General features: G+C 43.0%; 28 protein-coding genes and 2 tRNA genes. 22 read left to right on the top strand and 8 right to left on the bottom strand.

Annotated elements, in window-relative coordinates:
- The first annotated feature begins 36 nt into the window (after positions 1 to 36).
- From AXI59_RS11085 to tsaD, 7 genes are all read left to right on the top strand, one after another.
- A tRNA-Met gene (locus tag AXI59_RS11085) sits at positions 37 to 113 on the top strand.
- A 12-nt stretch (positions 114 to 125) separates the two neighbouring features.
- Positions 126 to 202, top strand: a tRNA-Asp gene (locus AXI59_RS11080).
- Between the two features lie 180 nt (positions 203 to 382).
- Positions 383 to 1,360, top strand: coding sequence for a thiamine-phosphate kinase (gene thiL, locus AXI59_RS11075; protein ID WP_061528218.1), 978 nt, complete (start codon positions 383 to 385; stop codon positions 1,358 to 1,360).
- A gap of 15 nt (positions 1,361 to 1,375) precedes the next feature.
- On the top strand, positions 1,376 to 1,852 hold the full coding sequence (tsaE, locus tag AXI59_RS11070; RefSeq protein WP_061528217.1) for a tRNA (adenosine(37)-N6)-threonylcarbamoyltransferase complex ATPase subunit type 1 TsaE: 477 nt from the start codon (positions 1,376 to 1,378) through the stop codon (positions 1,850 to 1,852).
- Complete coding sequence (gene tsaB, locus AXI59_RS11065; RefSeq protein WP_061528216.1) at positions 1,833 to 2,522, top strand: tRNA (adenosine(37)-N6)-threonylcarbamoyltransferase complex dimerization subunit type 1 TsaB; 690 nt, start codon at positions 1,833 to 1,835, stop codon at positions 2,520 to 2,522. The genes tsaE and tsaB overlap by 20 nt, the downstream gene beginning before the upstream one ends.
- A 10-nt stretch (positions 2,523 to 2,532) precedes the next feature.
- Positions 2,533 to 2,988, top strand: a complete 456-nt coding sequence (gene rimI / locus AXI59_RS11060; RefSeq protein WP_061528215.1) for a ribosomal protein S18-alanine N-acetyltransferase — start codon at positions 2,533 to 2,535, stop codon at positions 2,986 to 2,988.
- Positions 2,981 to 4,021, top strand: a complete 1,041-nt coding sequence (tsaD, locus tag AXI59_RS11055; protein WP_061528214.1) for a tRNA (adenosine(37)-N6)-threonylcarbamoyltransferase complex transferase subunit TsaD — start codon at positions 2,981 to 2,983, stop codon at positions 4,019 to 4,021. The genes rimI and tsaD overlap by 8 nt, the downstream gene beginning before the upstream one ends.
- Positions 4,022 to 4,243: 222 nt before the next feature.
- On the opposite strand, the gene AXI59_RS11050 is transcribed toward tsaD, so the two are convergent.
- Positions 4,244 to 6,172, bottom strand: a complete 1,929-nt coding sequence (locus AXI59_RS11050) for an ABC-F family ATP-binding cassette domain-containing protein (protein ID WP_061528213.1) — start codon at positions 6,170 to 6,172, stop codon at positions 4,244 to 4,246.
- 139 nt (positions 6,173 to 6,311) lie between these two features.
- On the opposite strand from AXI59_RS11050, the gene moaC reads away from it, so the two are divergent.
- The 4 genes from moaC to tatC are packed head-to-tail and all read left to right on the top strand — an operon-like array spanning position 6,312 to position 8,425.
- Complete coding sequence (gene moaC / locus AXI59_RS11045) at positions 6,312 to 6,821, top strand: cyclic pyranopterin monophosphate synthase MoaC (protein ID WP_061528212.1); 510 nt, start codon at positions 6,312 to 6,314, stop codon at positions 6,819 to 6,821.
- A complete protein-coding gene (locus tag AXI59_RS11040; RefSeq protein WP_061520154.1) occupies positions 6,821 to 7,468 on the top strand; it encodes a redox-sensing transcriptional repressor Rex in 648 nt (215 codons plus the stop codon). The genes moaC and AXI59_RS11040 overlap by 1 nt, the downstream gene beginning before the upstream one ends.
- 18 nt (positions 7,469 to 7,486) lie before the next feature.
- The gene (locus AXI59_RS11035) at positions 7,487 to 7,657 is read left to right on the top strand and encodes a twin-arginine translocase TatA/TatE family subunit (protein WP_061528211.1); all 171 of its coding nucleotides are present in this window, start codon (positions 7,487 to 7,489) and stop codon (positions 7,655 to 7,657) included.
- A 6-nt stretch (positions 7,658 to 7,663) separates the two neighbouring features.
- Entirely contained in the window at positions 7,664 to 8,425 is a 762-nt protein-coding gene (gene tatC, locus AXI59_RS11030; RefSeq protein WP_156476268.1) for a twin-arginine translocase subunit TatC, read from the top strand.
- 39 nt (positions 8,426 to 8,464) lie between these two features.
- Here tatC and AXI59_RS11025 read toward each other — a convergent pair whose 3' ends face one another.
- Positions 8,465 to 8,656: a YdiK family protein gene (locus tag AXI59_RS11025; protein ID WP_003155975.1), complete on the bottom strand. Its 192-nt coding sequence runs from the start codon at positions 8,654 to 8,656 to the stop codon at positions 8,465 to 8,467.
- Positions 8,653 to 9,387 (bottom strand): CPBP family intramembrane glutamic endopeptidase, encoded by a 735-nt coding sequence (locus tag AXI59_RS11020; RefSeq protein WP_061520157.1) that lies wholly within the window; start codon positions 9,385 to 9,387, stop codon positions 8,653 to 8,655. Before AXI59_RS11020 ends, AXI59_RS11025 begins: the two co-directional genes overlap by 4 nt.
- Positions 9,388 to 9,624: 237 nt before the next feature.
- Here AXI59_RS11020 and groES point away from each other — a divergent pair, with 237 nt between their 5' ends.
- Both groES and groL read left to right on the top strand, forming a co-directional pair.
- Positions 9,625 to 9,909, top strand: a complete 285-nt coding sequence (groES, locus tag AXI59_RS11015; protein ID WP_013351185.1) for a co-chaperone GroES — start codon at positions 9,625 to 9,627, stop codon at positions 9,907 to 9,909.
- A 41-nt stretch (positions 9,910 to 9,950) separates the two neighbouring features.
- Positions 9,951 to 11,585, top strand: coding sequence for a chaperonin GroEL (gene groL, locus AXI59_RS11010; RefSeq protein WP_061520158.1), 1,635 nt, complete (start codon positions 9,951 to 9,953; stop codon positions 11,583 to 11,585).
- A 76-nt stretch (positions 11,586 to 11,661) separates the two neighbouring features.
- Here groL and AXI59_RS11005 read toward each other — a convergent pair whose 3' ends face one another.
- From AXI59_RS11005 to AXI59_RS10985, 5 genes are all read right to left on the bottom strand, one after another.
- Positions 11,662 to 12,873 (bottom strand): site-specific integrase, encoded by a 1,212-nt coding sequence (locus AXI59_RS11005; protein ID WP_061528209.1) that lies wholly within the window; start codon positions 12,871 to 12,873, stop codon positions 11,662 to 11,664.
- A gap of 11 nt (positions 12,874 to 12,884) precedes the next feature.
- The gene (locus AXI59_RS11000) at positions 12,885 to 13,358 is read right to left on the bottom strand and encodes an ImmA/IrrE family metallo-endopeptidase (RefSeq protein ID WP_061528208.1); all 474 of its coding nucleotides are present in this window, start codon (positions 13,356 to 13,358) and stop codon (positions 12,885 to 12,887) included.
- A gap of 191 nt (positions 13,359 to 13,549) precedes the next feature.
- Positions 13,550 to 13,897, bottom strand: coding sequence for a DUF4064 domain-containing protein (locus AXI59_RS10995; RefSeq protein ID WP_061528207.1), 348 nt, complete (start codon positions 13,895 to 13,897; stop codon positions 13,550 to 13,552).
- Between the two features lie 13 nt (positions 13,898 to 13,910).
- Positions 13,911 to 14,432 (bottom strand): hypothetical protein, encoded by a 522-nt coding sequence (locus AXI59_RS10990; protein WP_061528206.1) that lies wholly within the window; start codon positions 14,430 to 14,432, stop codon positions 13,911 to 13,913.
- Between the two features lie 269 nt (positions 14,433 to 14,701).
- Positions 14,702 to 15,076, bottom strand: coding sequence for a helix-turn-helix domain-containing protein (locus tag AXI59_RS10985; protein ID WP_061528205.1), 375 nt, complete (start codon positions 15,074 to 15,076; stop codon positions 14,702 to 14,704).
- Between the two features lie 154 nt (positions 15,077 to 15,230).
- Here AXI59_RS10985 and AXI59_RS10980 point away from each other — a divergent pair, with 154 nt between their 5' ends.
- The 9 genes from AXI59_RS10980 (at position 15,231) to AXI59_RS10935 (ending at position 19,193) form a co-directional block, all read left to right on the top strand.
- Positions 15,231 to 15,449 carry a helix-turn-helix transcriptional regulator gene (locus AXI59_RS10980; protein WP_061528204.1) on the top strand — a complete coding sequence of 73 codons (219 nt, stop codon included), beginning with the start codon at positions 15,231 to 15,233 and terminating at the stop codon, positions 15,447 to 15,449.
- A 12-nt stretch (positions 15,450 to 15,461) separates the two neighbouring features.
- The gene (locus tag AXI59_RS10975) at positions 15,462 to 15,767 is read left to right on the top strand and encodes a hypothetical protein (RefSeq protein WP_061528203.1); all 306 of its coding nucleotides are present in this window, start codon (positions 15,462 to 15,464) and stop codon (positions 15,765 to 15,767) included.
- A complete protein-coding gene (locus AXI59_RS10970) occupies positions 15,764 to 16,462 on the top strand; it encodes a BRO family protein (RefSeq protein ID WP_061528202.1) in 699 nt (232 codons plus the stop codon). Before AXI59_RS10975 ends, AXI59_RS10970 begins: the two co-directional genes overlap by 4 nt.
- A 66-nt stretch (positions 16,463 to 16,528) precedes the next feature.
- Entirely contained in the window at positions 16,529 to 17,104 is a 576-nt protein-coding gene (locus tag AXI59_RS10965; protein ID WP_061528201.1) for a helix-turn-helix domain-containing protein, read from the top strand.
- Positions 17,101 to 17,358 carry a YqaH family protein gene (locus AXI59_RS10960; protein ID WP_061528200.1) on the top strand — a complete coding sequence of 86 codons (258 nt, stop codon included), beginning with the start codon at positions 17,101 to 17,103 and terminating at the stop codon, positions 17,356 to 17,358. Before AXI59_RS10965 ends, AXI59_RS10960 begins: the two co-directional genes overlap by 4 nt.
- A 174-nt stretch (positions 17,359 to 17,532) precedes the next feature.
- Positions 17,533 to 17,730, top strand: coding sequence for a YqaI family protein (locus AXI59_RS10950; protein ID WP_061528198.1), 198 nt, complete (start codon positions 17,533 to 17,535; stop codon positions 17,728 to 17,730).
- Positions 17,731 to 17,831: 101 nt separating this feature from the next.
- Positions 17,832 to 18,065: a hypothetical protein gene (locus AXI59_RS10945; RefSeq protein ID WP_061528197.1), complete on the top strand. Its 234-nt coding sequence runs from the start codon at positions 17,832 to 17,834 to the stop codon at positions 18,063 to 18,065.
- Positions 18,058 to 18,243, top strand: a complete 186-nt coding sequence (locus AXI59_RS10940; protein ID WP_061528196.1) for a hypothetical protein — start codon at positions 18,058 to 18,060, stop codon at positions 18,241 to 18,243. The genes AXI59_RS10945 and AXI59_RS10940 overlap by 8 nt, the downstream gene beginning before the upstream one ends.
- Positions 18,243 to 19,193 (top strand): YqaJ viral recombinase family nuclease, encoded by a 951-nt coding sequence (locus AXI59_RS10935; RefSeq protein ID WP_061528195.1) that lies wholly within the window; start codon positions 18,243 to 18,245, stop codon positions 19,191 to 19,193. Before AXI59_RS10940 ends, AXI59_RS10935 begins: the two co-directional genes overlap by 1 nt.
- The last annotated feature ends 47 nt before the right edge of the window (positions 19,194 to 19,240 follow it).

Raw genomic sequence — 19,240 nt, 5'->3', positions numbered from 1 at the left:
TAGGACGCCGCCAAGCTTTCAATATATATTTATCATCGCGGGGTGGAGCAGTTCGGTAGCTCGTCGGGCTCATAACCCGAAGGTCGCAGGTTCAAATCCTGCCCCCGCAACCAAATTTTAAAAATGGTCCGGTAGTTCAGTTGGTTAGAATGCCTGCCTGTCACGCAGGAGGTCGCGGGTTCGAGTCCCGTCCGGACCGCCATTTTCATTGTAAACGAAACGATCATGTTTTCGTTTTTTTTGTGTTTTCTTTTAGATGCTAATGGCTTGGTATGAAACCAAGCTTTCTTTATATCGTTAAACTCTTGGATATTGAAACATAATCCGATACACTAGAAACAGCTATATCTCACAAGAGCGGCAGAAAAGGAGACGGGGGAACATGGATGAGTTTGATTTGATTCACAGCATTACGCCGCATACGCTTCACCATACTTCCGTCGATGTAGGGATCGGTGATGATGGTGCGGTTTATACTGCGTCACCTGATTTTCAGCAAATTGTCTGCCTTGATACGATGGTGGAGGATGTTCATTTTAAATTAGAGTATTCCACTCCTGAAGATATCGGTTATAAGGCACTTGCTGTTAACATCAGTGATATTGCCGCGATGGGAGGCATTCCTAAGTTTTATTTGGTATCTCTTGCGGTTCCTTCTTACTGGCAGGCAGCAGAAGTTCAGGCCATGTATGAAGGGATGACAGAACTGGCGAAACTATATCGGATGGATTTGATCGGGGGAGATACGGTTTCGGCCTCTGATAAAGCGGTCATTACCGTTACCGTTATTGGGGAAGTTGAAAAGGGCCTTGCTTGTTTGCGAAGCTCAGCAAGGCCGGGTGATGTTGTTTTTGTTACCGGAGATATCGGCTCGTCCGCCGCAGGTCTTTCCCTTCTATTGGGTGAAACGGCTCCTTCTGCTTTTAGTGAGAGAGATTATTTTATACAAAAACATAAACGTCCTGTACCGAGAGTTCAGGTCGGCCGTTTCTGCTCTCAGCTTCAGCATACGGCATTAAACGACATCAGTGACGGATTAGCCAGTGAACTGAATGAAATTGCTGAGGCAAGTTCAGTTACTATAGAAATTGAAGAAAACCTTCTTCCGGTTCATCCTGATTTACGTACGGCACATTCTAAATGGAAGGAATGGGCATTATTCGGCGGAGAGGATTTTGAATTGGCTGGGACGGTTTCTCAGAAGGAGTGGACATGGCTGCTTGACCGCTGTAAAACATCAGGTGTTCCAATCAAGCAGGTTGGAACGGTTTATGAGCGGAAAGAAGCAAATGTCTTAATGAAGACCGCAGATCAAAAACGAATCGTCCTTGAGAAAAAAGGATACAATCATTTTAAATAAGACGGGTGACTCACTTTGAAGACATTACAATGGAGAACAAAAAGTCCCGAAGAAACGAAAGCCGTTGCCAAGCTCGCTGCTTCCCTAGCAAAGCCGGGGGACATTCTGACACTCGAAGGTGATTTGGGAGCGGGGAAAACAACTTTCACAAAGGGATTTGCCGAAGGATTGGGAATCACAAGAGTTGTGAACAGCCCGACTTTTACGATCATTAAAGAATATCATGACGGCTCGCTTCCTTTATATCATATGGATGTCTATCGTATGGAGGATGAAAGCGAGGATTTGGGACTTGAAGAATATTTTGAAGGACAAGGTGTCTGTTTAATTGAATGGGCTCATTTAATTCAGGAGCAGCTGCCGGCTGAACGGCTGCAAATTGTAATGAAAAGAGCCGGCGATGAGGAAAGAGACATTACCTTTACGGCTTGTGGAAAACGGTATGAAACGTTTTGTGAGGAGATAAATAAACATGACAATACTGGCAATTGATACGTCTAATTACACGCTGGGTGCCGCGCTTGTCCGTGAGAAAACGGTAATGGCGGAGTATATTACATATTTAAAAAAGAATCATTCAGTGCGGGCGATGCCGGCTGTTGATTCATTGCTGGCTGATTGCGGCTTAAAACCCCAAGACCTTTCTAAAATAGTAGTGGCAAAGGGACCTGGCTCCTACACAGGTGTCAGAATCGGTGTGACGCTTGCTAAAACTCTGGCTTGGTCACTGGAGCTTCCGATTGCCGCTGTATCAAGCCTGGAGGCGCTGGCGGCTAACGGCCGGCATTTTCAAGGTTTGATCTGCCCGTTATTTGATGCACGGCGCGGACAAGTTTATACAGGGCTCTATGAATATCAGGACGGCCGTTTACAATCTGTTTTGCCTGATCAAAACGTCTTGCTGACTGACTGGCTTGGTAAGCTGCGTGAAAAAGGGTCTCCTGTTTTATTTTTAGGACATGATACAGGCATTCACGAAGCAACGATCACTGAGGGATTAAAATCTCAGGCGGTGATTGGAACGGCTGCGCAGCACAATCCGCGGCCTTCCGAACTAGCGTTTTTAGGCATGGAAAAAGAAGAAGAGGATGTCCACCGCCTTGTTCCGGATTATTTGCGTCTGGCTGAGGCTGAGGCGAAATGGATTGAATCTCAAAAATAGGGTGATAGGGATGAAAACAAAAGCGGCGATCCGAAGTATGCGGCCGGAAGATATTGATCAAATATATGAGATTGAAACAGCTTCCTTTACTTCTCCTTGGACGAAGGATTCGTTTTACCATGAACTTTTGGAAAATCCGTATGCCCACTATCTTGTGATTGAAAAGGACGGCTGCTTGGCGGGGTATTGCGGCATTTGGATCATTATCGATGACGCGCAAATTACAAACATAGCCATTAAGCCTGATTACCGCGGCCAATCTTTAGGAGAAACGCTGTTTCGCTCTGCGATTGAATTGTGCAGAGAAAAAAAGGCAAGAAGGCTTTCTCTCGAAGTAAGGGTCTCAAATCATCCCGCTCAATCCTTATATAAAAAATTCGGCCTTCAGGCTGGAGGAATCAGAAAACAATATTATACAGATAACGGGGAAGATGCGTTAATAATGTGGGTGACAATAAATGAATGAAAAAAAAGATATCTATATATTAGGAATCGAAACAAGCTGTGATGAAACAGCGGCCTCGGTAGTTAAAAATGGGACAGAGATCATCTCAAATGTTGTCGCTTCTCAAATTGAAAGCCATAAACGATTTGGAGGCGTCGTTCCTGAAATTGCGTCAAGACATCATGTCGAGCAGATTACGCTTGTGGTTGAGGAAGCTTTATTAAAAGCGGAACTGGGGTTTTCAGATCTTGATGCGATTGCCGTGACAGAGGGGCCCGGTCTTGTCGGAGCGCTTTTAATCGGTGTGAACGCGGCAAAGGCGTTAAGCTTTGCTCATCAGATCCCCTTAGTCGGCGTCCATCATATCGCGGGCCATATTTATGCGAACAGACTGATAACAGAGCTTCAATTCCCGGCGCTCGCTTTAGTTGTGTCAGGCGGGCATACGGAATTGGTTTACATGAAAGAGCACGGCTCATTTGAGGTTATCGGAGAAACACTGGATGATGCTGCAGGTGAAGCTTACGATAAAGTGGCAAGAACGATGGGGCTTCCATACCCTGGAGGACCGCAAATTGATAAGCTTGCTGAGGACGGAACAGCTTCCATTCCGCTCCCGCGCGCTTGGCTGGAAGAAGGCTCCTATCATTTCAGCTTCAGCGGGCTGAAATCAGCAGTGATCAACACGCTTCATAATGCCTCACAAAAAGGAGAGGTGATTCCGCCGGAGGACCTTGCGGCAAGCTTTCAGCAGAGCGTCATTGACGTATTGACGGCAAAAACGTCTAAGGCTGCGAAAGAGTACGGAGTCAAACAAGTTCTGCTTGCGGGAGGCGTAGCTGCGAACAAAGGACTGAGAGCCGCACTGCAAAAAGAATTCAGCCATCAAGGAGATCCGGAACTGGTGATTCCGCCGCTTTCTTTATGCACGGACAATGCAGCCATGATCGCCGCAGCTGGCACTATTGCTTTTGAAAAAGGAATTCGGGGTTCATATGATATGAATGGGCAGCCCGGACTGGAATTAGCTTCTTTTGATCGTCTCACGTTGTAAAACGTGAGGCTTTTTTTGAATTATTAACAGATAATTCTAACATATACACAACGTTGTGAATATGTTTAAAAATACAGGCGGGGAAAGGGGTCATAAGTTGTTATTAAAGTGGATAAAATCAGAAAATTTTGTGGATATTGTGTATAAAACGCTTGCTTGGGTGACTGATAAGGGGAAAGGCTGTGGATAAAAAAAGCACCCCTTGAAAGAGGTGCTTTTTTTCTATTCTTCTGTGGACAGTTCTTCCCACTCTGCTAATAAACACTCGAGTTCATTGTTTAATGTTTCGTTTTCTGTGTGAATGGACTGTACTTTTTCGTGATCCTGATATACATCCGGGTCACATAGCAATTCTTCATTGCGGCCGATGCTGTCTTCAATGGACGAAACCGCAGCTTCGATTTCTTCGATGCGTCTAAGCCGCTGCCGTTCTTTCTTTTTCCATTCTTTTTCTTCTTCATACGTTCTTTTTGTTTCCTGTTTCACATTGCCCGAAGGTTTTGCATTTTTCTCTTCTTGCCGCTTCATTTCTTCCAATTCGAGCTGCTGGGCTTTTTTCTCTGTATAGTAATCGTAGTCGCCAAGGTATTCTTCTACATGATCATAAGACAGCTCCAGCACTCTTGTGGCGATTCTGTTAATAAAATACCGGTCATGTGACACGAATAACAAAGTGCCTGGATAATCGATCAGCGCGTTTTCCAGCACCTCTTTACTGTCTAAATCAAGGTGGTTGGTCGGTTCATCAAGGATGAGAAAGTTCGCCTTTTGCAGCATCAGCTTGGCAAGCGCGACTCTCGCTTTTTCACCGCCGCTTAAGGAGCGGACCGGTTTCAGTACATCATCCCCGCTGAATAAAAAGTTGCCGAGGCAGGTTCTGATTTCTTTTTCCGGCATATCCGGATATTCATCCCACAGCTCGTCCAGCACGCGTTTCGACGATGTCAGTTCGGCTTGCTCCTGGTCATAGTAGCCGATGCTGACATTGGACCCGCAGGTGATCGTCCCGGAGTCTGGTCCGAGTGTTTTCATAATCGTTTTCAGTAAGGTAGATTTGCCGATTCCGTTAGGGCCGACAAGGGCGGCGCTTTCACCTCTCGTAATGCCGAACGTCAAGTTTTTCAAAAGCGGCGGCTGGCTGTCGTAGCTGATGGAGACATCCTGCACGCGCAGGACATCGTTTCCGCTCTGTTTTGTAATTTCGAACCGGAAAGAGGCGGACTTTTCATCACCGAGCGGCTTGGCCATGACATCCATTCGTTCAAGCTGCTTTCTTCTGCTTTGTGCTCTTTTTGTTGTTGACGCCCTGGCCAGGTTACGGTCGACAAAATCTTGGAGCTTGGCGATTTCGTCTTGCTGTTTTTCATATAATTTTATATCTTTCTCGTATTGCTCGGCTTTTTGCTCTAAATAGGCACTGTAGTTGCCGAAGTATTTTTTGCTTTCGGTTCTTGAGACCTCGTACACTTGATTGACAACTTTATCAAGGAAGTACCGGTCGTGGGAGACGATCAGAATAGCTCCGGAGTATCCCTGTAAATAATGCTCAAGCCAAGTGAGCGTGTCGATATCGAGATGGTTTGTCGGTTCATCCAAAATGAGAAGGTCCGGCTGGGTTAACAGCAGTTTTCCGAGGGCAAGCCTTGTTTTCTGGCCGCCGCTCAGGCTCTGCACTTTCGCCGAATCGTCAAACTTGCCGAAACCGAGGCCGTGAAGGACTGACCGGACATCCGCTTCATATTGATAGCCGCCTTTATCCTTAAAATCCTGCTGAAGCCTGTCATAGGTTTTCATCAGTCCCTCAAGTTCAGCCGGTTCAGCCGTTGCCATTTTTTCTTCAATGGAGCGCATTTCCTTTTCCATTGCTTTCAGGAAATCAAAGACACTCAGTAATTCTTCTTTTATGGTAAGCTGAGATTCCAAGCCTGTGTGCTGGGCAAGGTATCCCATCGTTAATTCTTTCGGTTTGATTAATTCTCCCTTTTCATATGAAAGGTGACCTGCGATAATTTTAAGAAGAGTTGATTTGCCGGCTCCGTTTCTGCCTACAATGGCGATGCGATCCCGAGATCTGACTTCGAGCTTTATATTGTTTAAAATAGGATCAGCGCCAAAAGATTTGGAAAGCTGATTAATTTGTAAGATCATCATATTATTTCACCTCTGTTATAATAAGTTAAGTGTAGCTTATCAACCTGCTGTCAGCAAACAATACATCAGAATTGGAACATTATAGGATAAGACATCAGGGAGAAAATAGTGTATGATCAGAAGTAAGGAGAGTTTAAATATGAATGGATTTTCTCATTTTAATGAAGAAGGCCGTGCCCGCATGGTGGATATAAGCGATAAATCTTCAACAGTTCGTACTGCGGCTGCTGTTTCAAGCGTACACATGAAGCATGAAGTGTACAGCAAAATAAAAAACCGCGAAATCGGAAAAGGAGACGTGCTGGCTGTCGCACAGGTGGCAGGAATCATGGCTGCAAAGCAAACGTCAGCGATTATCCCGATGTGCCATCCGCTTTCTTTAAGCGGCGTCGACATTTCATTCGGCTGGGAGGAAAAAGAAACCGAAGCCATTCTTCATATACAGGCAAGCGTAAAAACGAAAGGGAGTACAGGTGTGGAAATGGAAGCGCTAACTTCCGCATCAGTCTGTGCTTTGACCGTTTATGACATGTGCAAGGCGCTGGATAAAGGGATGGTCATCGGCCCTACCTGTCTGCTTGAAAAAACAGGCGGGAAAAACGGTGATTTTAAAAGAGATGCATCTGAGTATAAAGTGGAGGACCAATAATGAATAAGGATCAATCAAAAATTCCACAGGCGACAGCAAAACGGCTGCCGCTTTATTATCGCTTTTTAAAGAATTTACACGCGTCCGGAAAGCAGCGCGTTTCATCTGCTGAGCTCAGCGACGCAGTAAAAGTCGATTCGGCCACGATCCGCAGGGATTTTTCCTATTTCGGAGCGCTTGGCAAAAAAGGATATGGATATAATGTGGATTACCTGCTGTCATTTTTCAGAAAAACCCTCGATCAGGATGAAACGACAAACGTCATTTTGATCGGTGTCGGGAATTTAGGGACGGCATTTCTTCACTATAATTTCACAAAAAATAATAACACAAAAATTTCTATGGCTTTTGATGTGAATCAGAGTAAAATAGGAACTGAGGTAGGCGGTGTGCCTGTCCATAACCTTGATGATTTAGAGCTTCATATTAAGGATGAACCCGTGGCGATTCTTACCGTGCCGGCAGTTGCCGCCCAGTCAATCACTGACCGCCTCGTATCGCTTGGAATAAAGGGAATCCTTAACTTTACGCCGGCCCGTTTGAATGTGCCGGATCACATTCGAATTCATCATATAGATTTAGCTGTAGAGCTTCAATCATTGGTTTATTTCTTAAAGCATTATTCTGTTTTAGAAGAAATTGAATAACGAAAGGAGGAACTGCACATGATCGGTCCTGGAAGCCTGGCGGTTATTGGAGTGGTGGCAGTGATTATTTTCGGCCCGAAGAAGCTTCCTGAATTAGGGAAAGCAGCGGGGGACACGCTTCGTGAATTTAAGAACGCTACTAAGGGATTAGCCGGTGAAGAAGAGGAAAAAAAGAAAGAAGATCAGTAAGTTAGGATGACACGTATGAGAGTGAATCAAATGACGCTTGTGGAGCATATTGCCGAACTTCGGAAAAGATTGCTGATTGTTGCGTTATCCTTTGCGGTTTTCTTTGTTGCCGGCTTTTTTTTGGCAAAGCCTATCATTGTGTATCTTCAAAAAGCCGATGAAGTGAAAGAGCTCACGCTTAATGCTTTTAATCTGACAGATCCGCTGTTTATCTTTTTGCAGTTTGCGTTTATTATCGGCATCATTTTAACTTCGCCGATCATTCTTTATCAGATTTGGGCATTTGTCAGCCCCGGACTGTATGAGAAGGAGCGCAAAGTCACACTCAGCTATATTCCGATTTCGATTGTGCTGTTTGTTGGCGGTGTGTCGTTTTCTTATTATATTTTATTTCCGCTGGTCGTTGATTTTATGAAGCGGGTCTCGAATGACTTGGATGTCAATCAGGTGATCGGCATCAGCGAGTACTTTCATTTTCTGCTGCAGCTGACGATTCCGTTCGGCCTGCTGTTTCAGATGCCGGTGATTATCATGTTTTTAACAAGACTCGGCATCGTAACGCCGATGTTTTTATCGAAAATCAGAAAGTACGCGTATTTTGCTCTGCTTGTGATCGCCGCGATGATTGCGCCGCCTGAGCTGGTATCTCATTTGATGATTACCATTCCGCTTTGCATTTTATATGAGATCAGTATCCTTATCTCAAAAGCCGCGTACCGGAAAAAGCAGACAAACAGCAGCGAGTCTAACCAAGACGTATCAGCATAACAAAAAAGCCATTTCTCAAAAACGAGAAATGGCTTTTCTTTATTTTTGATTTTTCTTCACTTTAAACGAAAAAGCAAACATTTTAAAAGAAATACTGATATTATAAGCGGCGAATACCATCAGCAGAATGGAATAAAAAGACCACATGCTTCCCGGCGAGCTTGCGGCCAGATACGTGAAGATACAGCCGACTGCAAAATAAATCAAGCCCCAAGTCATTGGGTTCCTCATAAAAACAATCCTCCAATAATTAATTGCATTTGTTCACTATGCTGTTCAATATATTTTTGGGCGGGTCCGAGCTGCATGACCACGACAATGGTATTCATCATTACATGGGCGAACATCGGCACAAGAATCCGTTTCGTCTGCACGTATAAAAACGCAAAGGTAAAACCCATGGCTGTGTAAAGCAGCAGATGCGTAAGATCTTGGTGAACGATGCCGAAAATGACGGAGCTGATCAGCCCGGCAATAAAGAAATTTGTTTTTTCATACAATACTCCGAAGATGATCTTCCGGAAAATGATTTCTTCAAGAATCGGCCCTACAATAGAAGAAACGATAATCATGAGCGGCATGGCTTTAATGATTTTGAGAATGGCCTGAGTGTTTTCGGAGCCGCTGTTTACGTGAAAGACGTATTGTTCAATTAAACCCGCGATTCCTTGAGCAAATAAAGCGAGCCAGACTCCGGCGACTGCCCAGAGAACGGACATGCCGACGGATGCTTTTTTTCCGTTTCTTAATGTCTGCTTCGGCGCGGTCCTTAAAATCAAGAGAACGATAATCAGGCAGATGAAAAAGCTTACCACAGAATAAATTCCTTGAGCCTGGACGAGATTCGATTCTGTCGGCTGTCCGCCTGCATAGCCGAATTTGTACATTAAAGGGATTCCGATCAATACGGAAGCCTGCATGAGAACATATGTCAAAATGATATACCAATACTGTTTTCTCAAATGATATGTACTCCTTTATCCTATAAAATCAACTTATTTGTTCTTATTGTAACACAACTGAACTTGACGTGAAAAAATGAGAAAATCGGGTGAAAGAGAGAATCATGTAAGCGTGAAAATTTTTTATTCTTATGACTTGAAATTGGAAGTGAGATTCTTTATTATAATAATTGTGTTAGCACTCTTTAGAGCTGAGTGCTAAAATTGCATATTCATACTATTGAGGAGGTTATTACATTGTTAAAGCCATTAGGTGATCGCGTTGTCATTGAACTCGTAGAATCTGAAGAAAAAACTGCCAGCGGAATCGTATTACCGGATTCTGCTAAAGAAAAGCCGCAAGAAGGCAAAATCGTGGCAGCCGGTTCAGGTCGCGTGTTAGAAAGCGGAGAGCGCGTTGCTTTAGAAGTAAAAGAGGGCGACCGCATTATCTTCTCAAAATACGCCGGTACTGAAGTGAAATACGAAGGTGCTGAATACTTAATCTTACGTGAAAGCGACATTTTAGCTGTTATTGGCTAAGCAAATAAATATTTTTAAAAATTTGAGGAGGTTTCGTTAACATGGCAAAAGATATTAAGTTTAGTGAAGAAGCACGCCGCGCTATGCTTCGCGGTGTCGATGCGCTTGCTGACGCTGTAAAAGTAACTTTAGGGCCAAAAGGACGCAACGTGGTTCTGGAGAAAAAATTCGGTTCTCCGTTAATTACAAATGACGGTGTGACAATCGCAAAAGAAATTGAACTTGAAGATGCGTTTGAAAACATGGGTGCTAAGCTTGTAGCTGAAGTAGCCAGCAAAACAAACGACGTTGCCGGTGACGGTACGACAACTGCGACGGTTCTTGCGCAAGCGATGATCCGCGAGGGCCTTAAAAACGTAACAGCAGGAGCTAACCCTGTCGGCGTGCGTAAAGGTATGGAAAAAGCCGTTACAGTTGCTATCGAAAACTTAAAAGAAATCTCTAAGCCGATCGAAGGCAAAGAGTCTATCGCTCAGGTTGCTGCGATTTCCGCTGCTGATGAAGAAGTGGGAAGCTTGATCGCTGAAGCGATGGAGCGCGTTGGAAACGACGGCGTTATCACAATCGAAGAATCTAAAGGCTTCACAACTGAGCTTGAAGTTGTTGAAGGTATGCAATTCGACCGCGGATATGCATCTCCTTACATGGTGACTGATTCTGATAAGATGGAAGCGGTTCTTGACAATCCTTATATCTTAATCACAGATAAAAAAATCACTAACATCCAGGAAATCCTTCCTGTGCTTGAGCAGGTTGTACAGCAAGGCAAACCATTGCTTCTGATTGCTGAGGATGTAGAAGGCGAAGCTCTTGCAACACTTGTTGTCAACAAACTTCGCGGCACATTCAACGCTGTTGCCGTTAAAGCTCCTGGCTTCGGTGACCGCCGCAAAGCAATGCTTGAAGACATTTCTGTCCTTACAGGCGGAGAGGTGATCACAGAAGATCTTGGTCTTGACCTGAAATCTACTGAAATCGGACAATTGGGACGCGCTTCTAAAGTTGTCGTAACAAAAGAAAACACAACAATCGTAGAAGGCGCCGGCGACACTGAAAAAATCGCTGCACGCGTAAACCAAATCCGCGCTCAAGTAGAAGAAACAACTTCTGAGTTCGATAAAGAAAAATTACAAGAACGTCTTGCGAAACTGGCTGGCGGCGTAGCTGTCATCAAAGTCGGCGCTGCGACTGAAACTGAGCTGAAAGAGCGTAAACTTCGCATCGAAGACGCCCTCAACTCAACTCGCGCAGCAGTTGAAGAAGGTATCGTATCAGGCGGAGGAACAGCCCTTGTCAACGTATATAACAAAGTGGCTGCCGTTCAAGCTGAAGGCGATGCGCAAACAGGTATCAACATCGTGCTTCGCGCGCTTGAAGAGCCAATCCGTCAAATCGCGCACAACGCAGGCCTTGAAGGCTCTGTCATCGTTGAGCGCCTGAAAAATGAAGACATCGGCGTAGGTTACAACGCTGCAACCGGCGAATGGGTAAACATGATCGATAAAGGTATCGTTGACCCGACAAAAGTAACTCGCTCTGCTCTTCAAAACGCTGCGTCTGTAGCGGCAATGTTCTTAACAACTGAAGCAGTTGTCGCTGACAAACCGGAAGAAAACGCCGGCGGCGCAGGAATGCCTGACATGGGCGGCATGGGCGGTATGGGCGGCATGATGTAAAGAGTGCCGAAACCCCTTGATTTCAAGGGGTTTTTCTTTTTGTTTTATGAAATTGGTCACATTTTGGTCACATGAGTCATGAAAATTGTATTTTCATTGAGAGGTCCCCAATGAAAGAATTGAATTTTTGCGAAGTTCTTTCTTTTGTTTTTCTAGTAGTGTGCAGATATACTTTTTTCGTTACGTCATCATTTTGATGGCCTAGTATTTTTTGTATCTCTTCTAAAGGCACATCTGCCTCAGCAGCAAGCGAAGTGAATGTGTGCCTGAAAGTATGTTGGGTAATATGTTTGTTTATGTTCATCCGTTTTAAAATTCTCCTCATCCTGGTATCCATCTTTTTGATGTTCTCAGGGTGGCCGTCAGGACGAGCGAATATGAAATCATCATCACTGAATGTGCGTCCATTCGCGTATGCTATTTTAGCTTGTTTGAGCTTCAGCCTTTTCAACAGAGATGCTAGAAAGTCCGACAAAGGAACATCCCTAACAGCAGCTGGCGTTTTCGGTGGCAGCAGTTCGTAGTCAGATGCTTTGTTTGATGGGCAATAAAGTGTTTTGGTAACACGAAATGTTTTGAGGCCGTCACCCTCTAAAGTTAGGTCTCTCCATTTGCCAGCCAATCGCTCCCCAGAACGAGTACCTGTAAATGCAGCCATGCAGTAATATTCAAAGTCGAGAAAAAGGCCGTGTTTCTCCGTAAGGTCTAAAAACTCAACAAGTTCTTCTCCTTCAAGAAAGTTTTCAACCTCTTCCTGTGATTCAATATCTTCTACTGTAAGCTTTGGGCGCTGGGGTTTTACAAATTCGGTCGGGCTTTTGCTTATGATATCCTCTTGCCTCGCATATTTGAAGATCATGCTTGCTGTAGTGTGAATACCACTTATTGTATTAAATGAATAGTTTTCTTCCCTCAGATAATCTAAAAACTTCTGGTAAACACCTCTGGTTATATCTTTTATTTTCATCTTTCCAAAGTATTCTTCTAAACTCTCTATTTCACTTTTTCGTGATCGTAGGGTACTGACTTTGACGGTATGTTTATATTCTTTGTACCATAGGTCTTTAATTTCTTGAAAAAGAGTGTTCTCTTTCCCGACATCAATGCCTGAATTGAGCTTTGTTTTCAATTCAAGATAAGCGGCTTCCGCAGATGCTTTTGATAGAAAACCACGTCTTTTTATTTGTCTGCGTTTTCCTGTTCTTGGATCGCGGCCATTTTCCACTACGAAATACCAAGTATATCCTTTAGGTGAACGTTTTGATTTCTCCTTTTTAAAGACAACCATTTTAATCCTCCTTAAAGATAGTTTAATTTATTAAAGTAAATTCTTAATCTCTTTTTTGCGAAAGGCCGAGTTACTTTGAATGTCTCCGATACTAGCCGAGCGGCTGCTTCCTCATCCGAAGGTAGTTTCATTTGTCGCAGCATGAATGTAGGAACGCAAAAATGATATGAGAAATAGCCAGCTTTTGATTCTTGGTATTGCTTCCAGTGTGAAGGCATTATTTCATTATCTCCGCCCTCTAGTAAGATGTGCCATAATTCGTGTGCTAAATCTGATCTTTGTTGTGCATAGCTTAATCGGTTGTCGATGCCTATGATATGAAGACCCCCTATGTCTAACATATAACTTTTTCGCTCATCGAAGAGTACAAAAATATTTAGCTTCCTGCACAATTTAACAAGTTTGATTTCAGAAGGTGTTATGATTTTGTGTTCCCTGAGAAAATTTTCGATCCAATCTTCCAAGTGACTTTGTGTATACCCCATGCTGTAAATGACCCCCTCATTACTTGTCAATGATTAAATTGTGGAAAATATGTTTGCTTGTATGTAATTATAGGAGAAAAATGTACCATTTTACACTGGTAAACGCGCCCATAAATAACCATATAATAGAATAAAAGGAACGTGTGTTCTGTTTATGTTGGAAAAGAAAAGCCCTTTCAAAGGGCCCTTTTTTAAACTGCTGTTGTTGTGGTTTTGTCTTTTCTGATAAGCCCCATGATACCAGGGATAACAAGAAGAACAGCAGGCAGTAAATAGAACATGGAAATACAAATTAAACCGCCAATTCCTGAAATGAGAAGCAATACGCCACCCAATTTAGGTTTTTTTCTAACCACAACAGATGCTACGATTCCTAAGATTGAGAGAAATACAGCTCCCCAACCTAAACCGATTATTTCGCTTGTACCACTTGAATTCAAAGAAGCATCAAGCCCGCCGACAATTAATGCCATAATTGCTCCAATAAAACCGAAAATTCCGCCCAATAAGCCTAAAACAAATTCTGTTGTTCTTTTCATTGTTAACTCTCCCTTACTTAACTGGTACAGTGATTGATACTGCTTTAGTTTTCATGAAGTCTTCTGTGACCACATCGCCGAAATTTAATTTGATTTCTTTGACTTTATCAACATCAATTTCTTTACCGTCCGGCGCTGAAAACTCAAGTACACCTTCCTGTTTCACTCCACCCTGTACGTCTCCGCCGACTTGTCCATCAGTCAGGAACATGTTTGCCGATAATTGCATGCTGCCAATGACTGCGTTACCTTGATCGGGATAAAAAGTAAGGACTTTCCCTGTGGTGTTTTCAATGTTCAGTCCAACATTTATTTTATCTTTCATGATCTTAACGTCACCCAGATTAACTTTCATTCCTAGCGCTTCAGTAGATTGCTTACTAGCGTCAATCTTTTTGGAGTTGTCGTCTTTCTTCTCTTCAGTTTTTTTGTCTTTTGAATCACTACTACCAGTAGATACATCGTCTGTCGATCCGCATGCTGCTAAAGCTAGAGTTAAGCTCAAAGACATGAATAAAACTAACCACTTTTTCAACCTAATTCCCCCAGTTCATATAATAGAATACCTATATATAATCGACTATAATTGGTGAAAATTCAAGGGGGTATTACCAATTTTGCTAATAATTTCTTGAGGATGTATTGAAAAATAATTGCAGTTGAAAGGAAAATAACTGAAGGTTTCGCTACAAGCTTCACTTTAAAAATTAAAGTTGAACACCATTCAACTTAACACTTAACTTTAAAAATTAAAGCGATCTATTCAGCATTATTTAAACTAAACAAAACAATAATAAATAATAATTAATCATTCTCTTTTTTCTTTTTGAAATTCTCCTCAATGAGTTTTTCAATGCCATCAATTCGTCTTAAAGCATCTGCAAGAATTTCCTCTTTTTCACTATCGGTGAATTCCCGACCATCGACAGCAGCAAAACGGACGTCATTATGTTTACGGAGTTCTCTGGCCTTATCTCTGTAATGATCTTCGCCCCTGAGTAAAAAATCTGTAGATACTTCGAAGAAATCAGCAATTTTAACTAATGTCTCATAGTCTGGTTGTCTGTGGCCTCTTTCGTAATTGGCATAAGTACCTCTGTGAACGCCAACTTTTTCAGCCATTTCCTCTTGGGTTAATTTCTTTTCTTTTCGAAGCTGGGTTAACCGATCTTTAAACATAATTTCACCTCGTTTCCAAAACATTATAACGTGTCAAAATGAAACAAATAAAGTTTTGTGTCAAATCGACGAAAAAGTTATTGACAATGTTTCTTAAAGACGATAATATAAACTCAAATGATTCGTTACGACGCATTAAGGAGGTGTCAAAAAAATGAGACATTGGTTAATTGAAATACGCGGGAAACGAAGTCAACAAAGCATTGCCGATAAAATCGGTATTTCGAGAGGCGCTTATGCGAATATTGAATTAGGTAAGCGCAATCCTTCAGTGCAATTAGCAAAAAAAATAGGAGATACACTAGGTTTCGTATGGACTCTTTTTTTTGATGAAGAAGTCGTCGTTTCGAAACAAAAATCCAACACAGCATAGGAGGTCGATAGCATGTTCAATTTAGACCATGAAGCTTTTAGAAACATGTTCCGCGAAATCATAGCGGAAGAGGTCGCTGGAGCTCTTCAAGATTTCAGAACCACTCAACTCCCGCCAATGTTGACAAAGCAAGAGTTTATGGAGGTTATGAAAATCAAAGAAACGAAGGCATCCCAACTTATCAACCGTGCTGACTTCCCTGTTTTTAAAGAAGCTGGTTTAAGAATACCGACTCATTTGCTTTTCAAGTGGATTGAGAAAAACACAGATTGGGTTGCTGAGAACACTGAATACTACCAGAAGGGAGCTTCAGCATGAGTCAATTACAAAATTTCACACACAAGCGATTTGGAAACCTGCCCATCATTCAAATTAATAACAAGGATTATTTCGGCGCAACTGAAGTCGCTGAGGCACTCGGTTACGCAAATCCTCATGACGCAATCTCAAAACATTGTAAAGAAAATGGGGTCGTGTTTCACGAGATCACCGATTCACTTAATCGCACACAACATAAAAAATTCATTAGCGAAGGAAATCTTTATAGGCTGATCACTAAGTCTAAACTTCCTACGGCTGAACAATTTGAAACATGGGTATTTGACGAAGTTCTACCAACATTACGCCAAACAGGCCATTACGGCGGTCCGAGGGTTTTATCTGATAACGAAGAGCGAATAGAATCGCTGAGACTCACTTTAGAAACGGCAGAACGACAACAAGAAATGCAAAACGTTTTATACACACATGAAAAACAGATCGGTGAGCTCAGTCAAAAAGTGGACGAGCAAATCACACTAGATCATGGAGAACAGCGCCGGCTTCAAAAAGGAGTAGCGCGTCGGGTTTATAGCATCACGGAAGATAAGACAGAAGCGGCCAGGCTTTTTAGAGAATTACACCGTGAGATAAAAGACCGGTTCGGCGTATCAAGCTACAAAGACATAAAGCGCCGGGAGCTGTTATCCGCAATCAAATATATTGAAAGTTGGATTCCTCGAAAGGTTTCCTAAAGCCTTCCGAGTTCCTTCATTAATAAATTTTACCAGAAAAAACTCGGTAACACAGGAGGAGAACGTATGGCGAACAGCCCGTACAATATAGCGAATCTACAAGTTCTGATGCGTAAAGTTCGAAAAGATTACGGCTTCACACAGTTTGAAATGGGGCAACATCTTGGAGGGAGAGATCAGCGTTATGTATCCAATGTTGAAAAAGGCTTCACTCCACTTACGCCGGAATTGTGCATCAAATGGTTTGAAATCTGCAAGGCATATGAACATATTGATCTCGTTCATTTTGTTTTCAAACTCCACCCTATGGCAGCCGCGCCAATTGATCCCGCCTTAAACGAAAGTGCTCATGCGGCAATTATCAATATGGTTCATGAAATGGAGGATGCAACAAAAGCGACGAAAGAACTTGCTGTCTGGCTGAATAATACAAGGCCCGGCAGAGAGGCAGAGTTACCGATGCAAGCTATTAAGCAGATATATGATCTCACGCAAGCGAACAAAACACTAATGTATTCATTGGCGCGTGAATTTGACCTAAACATAGTGGAGTTAACAGATCGATGGTCAAGGAAAGCAATTGTTTCTGAGGTTGCGATGCATCAGAAACAAAAACTAAAAAGACAGGCGGTGCTGGTATGAAAATCAATCAGTTTCTTAAATCGGATGCAGATTCAGCAAAAAGGAAAATCGAATCAGCAGAAGAGCTTTCTATCATGCTGTCGGAGGCGTTACGAGATGGCGACTACGAAGAAGCTATCAGTCTTGCAGGGAGCATTAAGGTTCTTACAGAGGATATTAGCCGGCTGGCGAATAAAGGGCGGTTGTATGATACGGCATTAAAAATGCAACAGCGCGGCATTAATTTGACTGTGGTAAGTAGGTGTTTTGGATGAATCTTAGAAAATTTGAGCTCGCGGCAAGCTTCTTGCGGCATGCCAAAAAGGCAAAATATTCAGAGGAGGAGATCAAAGGAGCTGTGAGCATTCTCCATAAAGATTTTTACTCTATAGAGAATGCAATAGACAGTCTTGTCAAACTAAAGGATGCAAATGAAGGAGTTGAGATAAATGCTAGTGGAAAATCCGATGGTCCTGAACAACTGGCATGACAAGACGACAGAACCGGAAATGAAAAAGGACTTTTTCGGGGATGAAGTAACGTCGGCCGATGATTATGTAATCGACAGCGGGGAGATAATTTTGCGAGAAAACCTCAAACGGTACTTGAAGGAACATCTTGGCTTTAGATTTCATTCAGCGCAATAAAAAAGCCCACTTTGCAGAGTGGACTTCAAAAGGTCTTTTGGTAAAGATTAGTTCCTTTATTATACCAAATTACCTCATAAAAGACAATGGAGGTTTTAAACGTGGATAAAAGATACATGGTTGCATTTTATACATCAGTTGTATTAGGAGAAGAAGCTGACGCTTATCAAAGAGAATATAAAGGATCTTCGACTGAAGAGGTTGCAACATTAGTTCAAACTGATTTATCAAATAGTACATTTTTAGGGCACAAGGGCGGTGTTTGGTGGTTTCGATCATCAGAAGTAGTCAATTTTGAGATCAGGGAAATCAAAGGGGGCTCTTGCAATGCCTAAACCAGTAACAGCATCTTTTAGCGATCAGGCGGACGATCAGAAGCGTCTGAGGAAAGTCGGCGGTTCAATTATGTTCAGTAAAGGCAAACCCGTATTTTCCTTCCCGTCAATGGACGCATACCGAGAATGGCAGCGGCTTGGCGCAGAAGCGTACAAAAGAAAGGTGGGGCTGCTCTGATGCTTGCACAAGTTTACATGCCTACAGACAACATGACAGAGGATCAATGGCTAGAGGCGCGGCGTGCGGGTATCGGAGGTTCCGATGCTGCGGCAATTGCTGGGCTGAGCAAGTGGAAAACGCCAATGTCTGTTTACCTGGACAAGCTCGGGCAGGCACCCCAGGAGCACATAACCAGTGAGGCGGCATATTGGGGGCATATTCACGAAGAAACCGTTGCCCGAGAATTTTCAAAGCGGACTGGCAAAAAGGTCCGGCGGCGGAAAGCAATTTTACAACATCCTGATTACCCATTTATGCTTGCGAACGTTGATAGATTAATAGTTGGCGAACGAGCAGGACTGGAATGCAAAACAGCATCTGAATACCTGAAAGGTGAATGGGACGGCGAAGAAGTGCCGGACGCGTATCTGGTCCAATGCCAGCATTATATGGCAGTCACCGGGTTAAACGCTTGGTGGATAGCTGTCCTGATCGGCGGAAACAAATTCGTTTATAAAAAGATTGAGCGAGACGAAGAACTCATTGCTTATTTGATTCAAATTGAACAAGACTTCTGGAAAAACCATGTCGAGAATGAAATACCGCCTATGTTTGATGGTTCTGAGGCTTCTGCGGAGCTTTTAACGCACTTGTACCCTGTAGGGTTCGAGGATGAAACAGAGCTTCCTCTTGCGGCAAATGAGCTTATTGAGCGATACAGAACAGCCAAGGCTGAGGAGAAGGAAGCCAAAGAAAGGCTGAAAGAAGCGGAAAATCAATTAAAAGGGATGCTCGGTGAGTACGAGATAGGAAATGCTGAAAAAGCTCTTGTTACTTGGAAAACCGTCACAACAAACCGTTTTGACTCAAAAGCGTTTGCTGCTGAACACCCTGAGCTCTTTGAAAAATTCACTAAAGTATCGACTCATAGACGATTCAATGTAAAGGAGTTAAAAGACAATGGCTAAAAACGATGATGTTAAAAACAAACTACAGAACAAAGCAAGTGGAGCAC

It is taken from the genome of Bacillus nakamurai, from assembly GCF_001584325.1.
Classification (GTDB): Bacteria; Bacillota; Bacilli; order Bacillales; family Bacillaceae; genus Bacillus; species Bacillus nakamurai.
The sequence above is the reverse complement of the archived record's forward strand: the minus strand, read 5'-3'. Positions and strand labels throughout refer to the sequence as shown.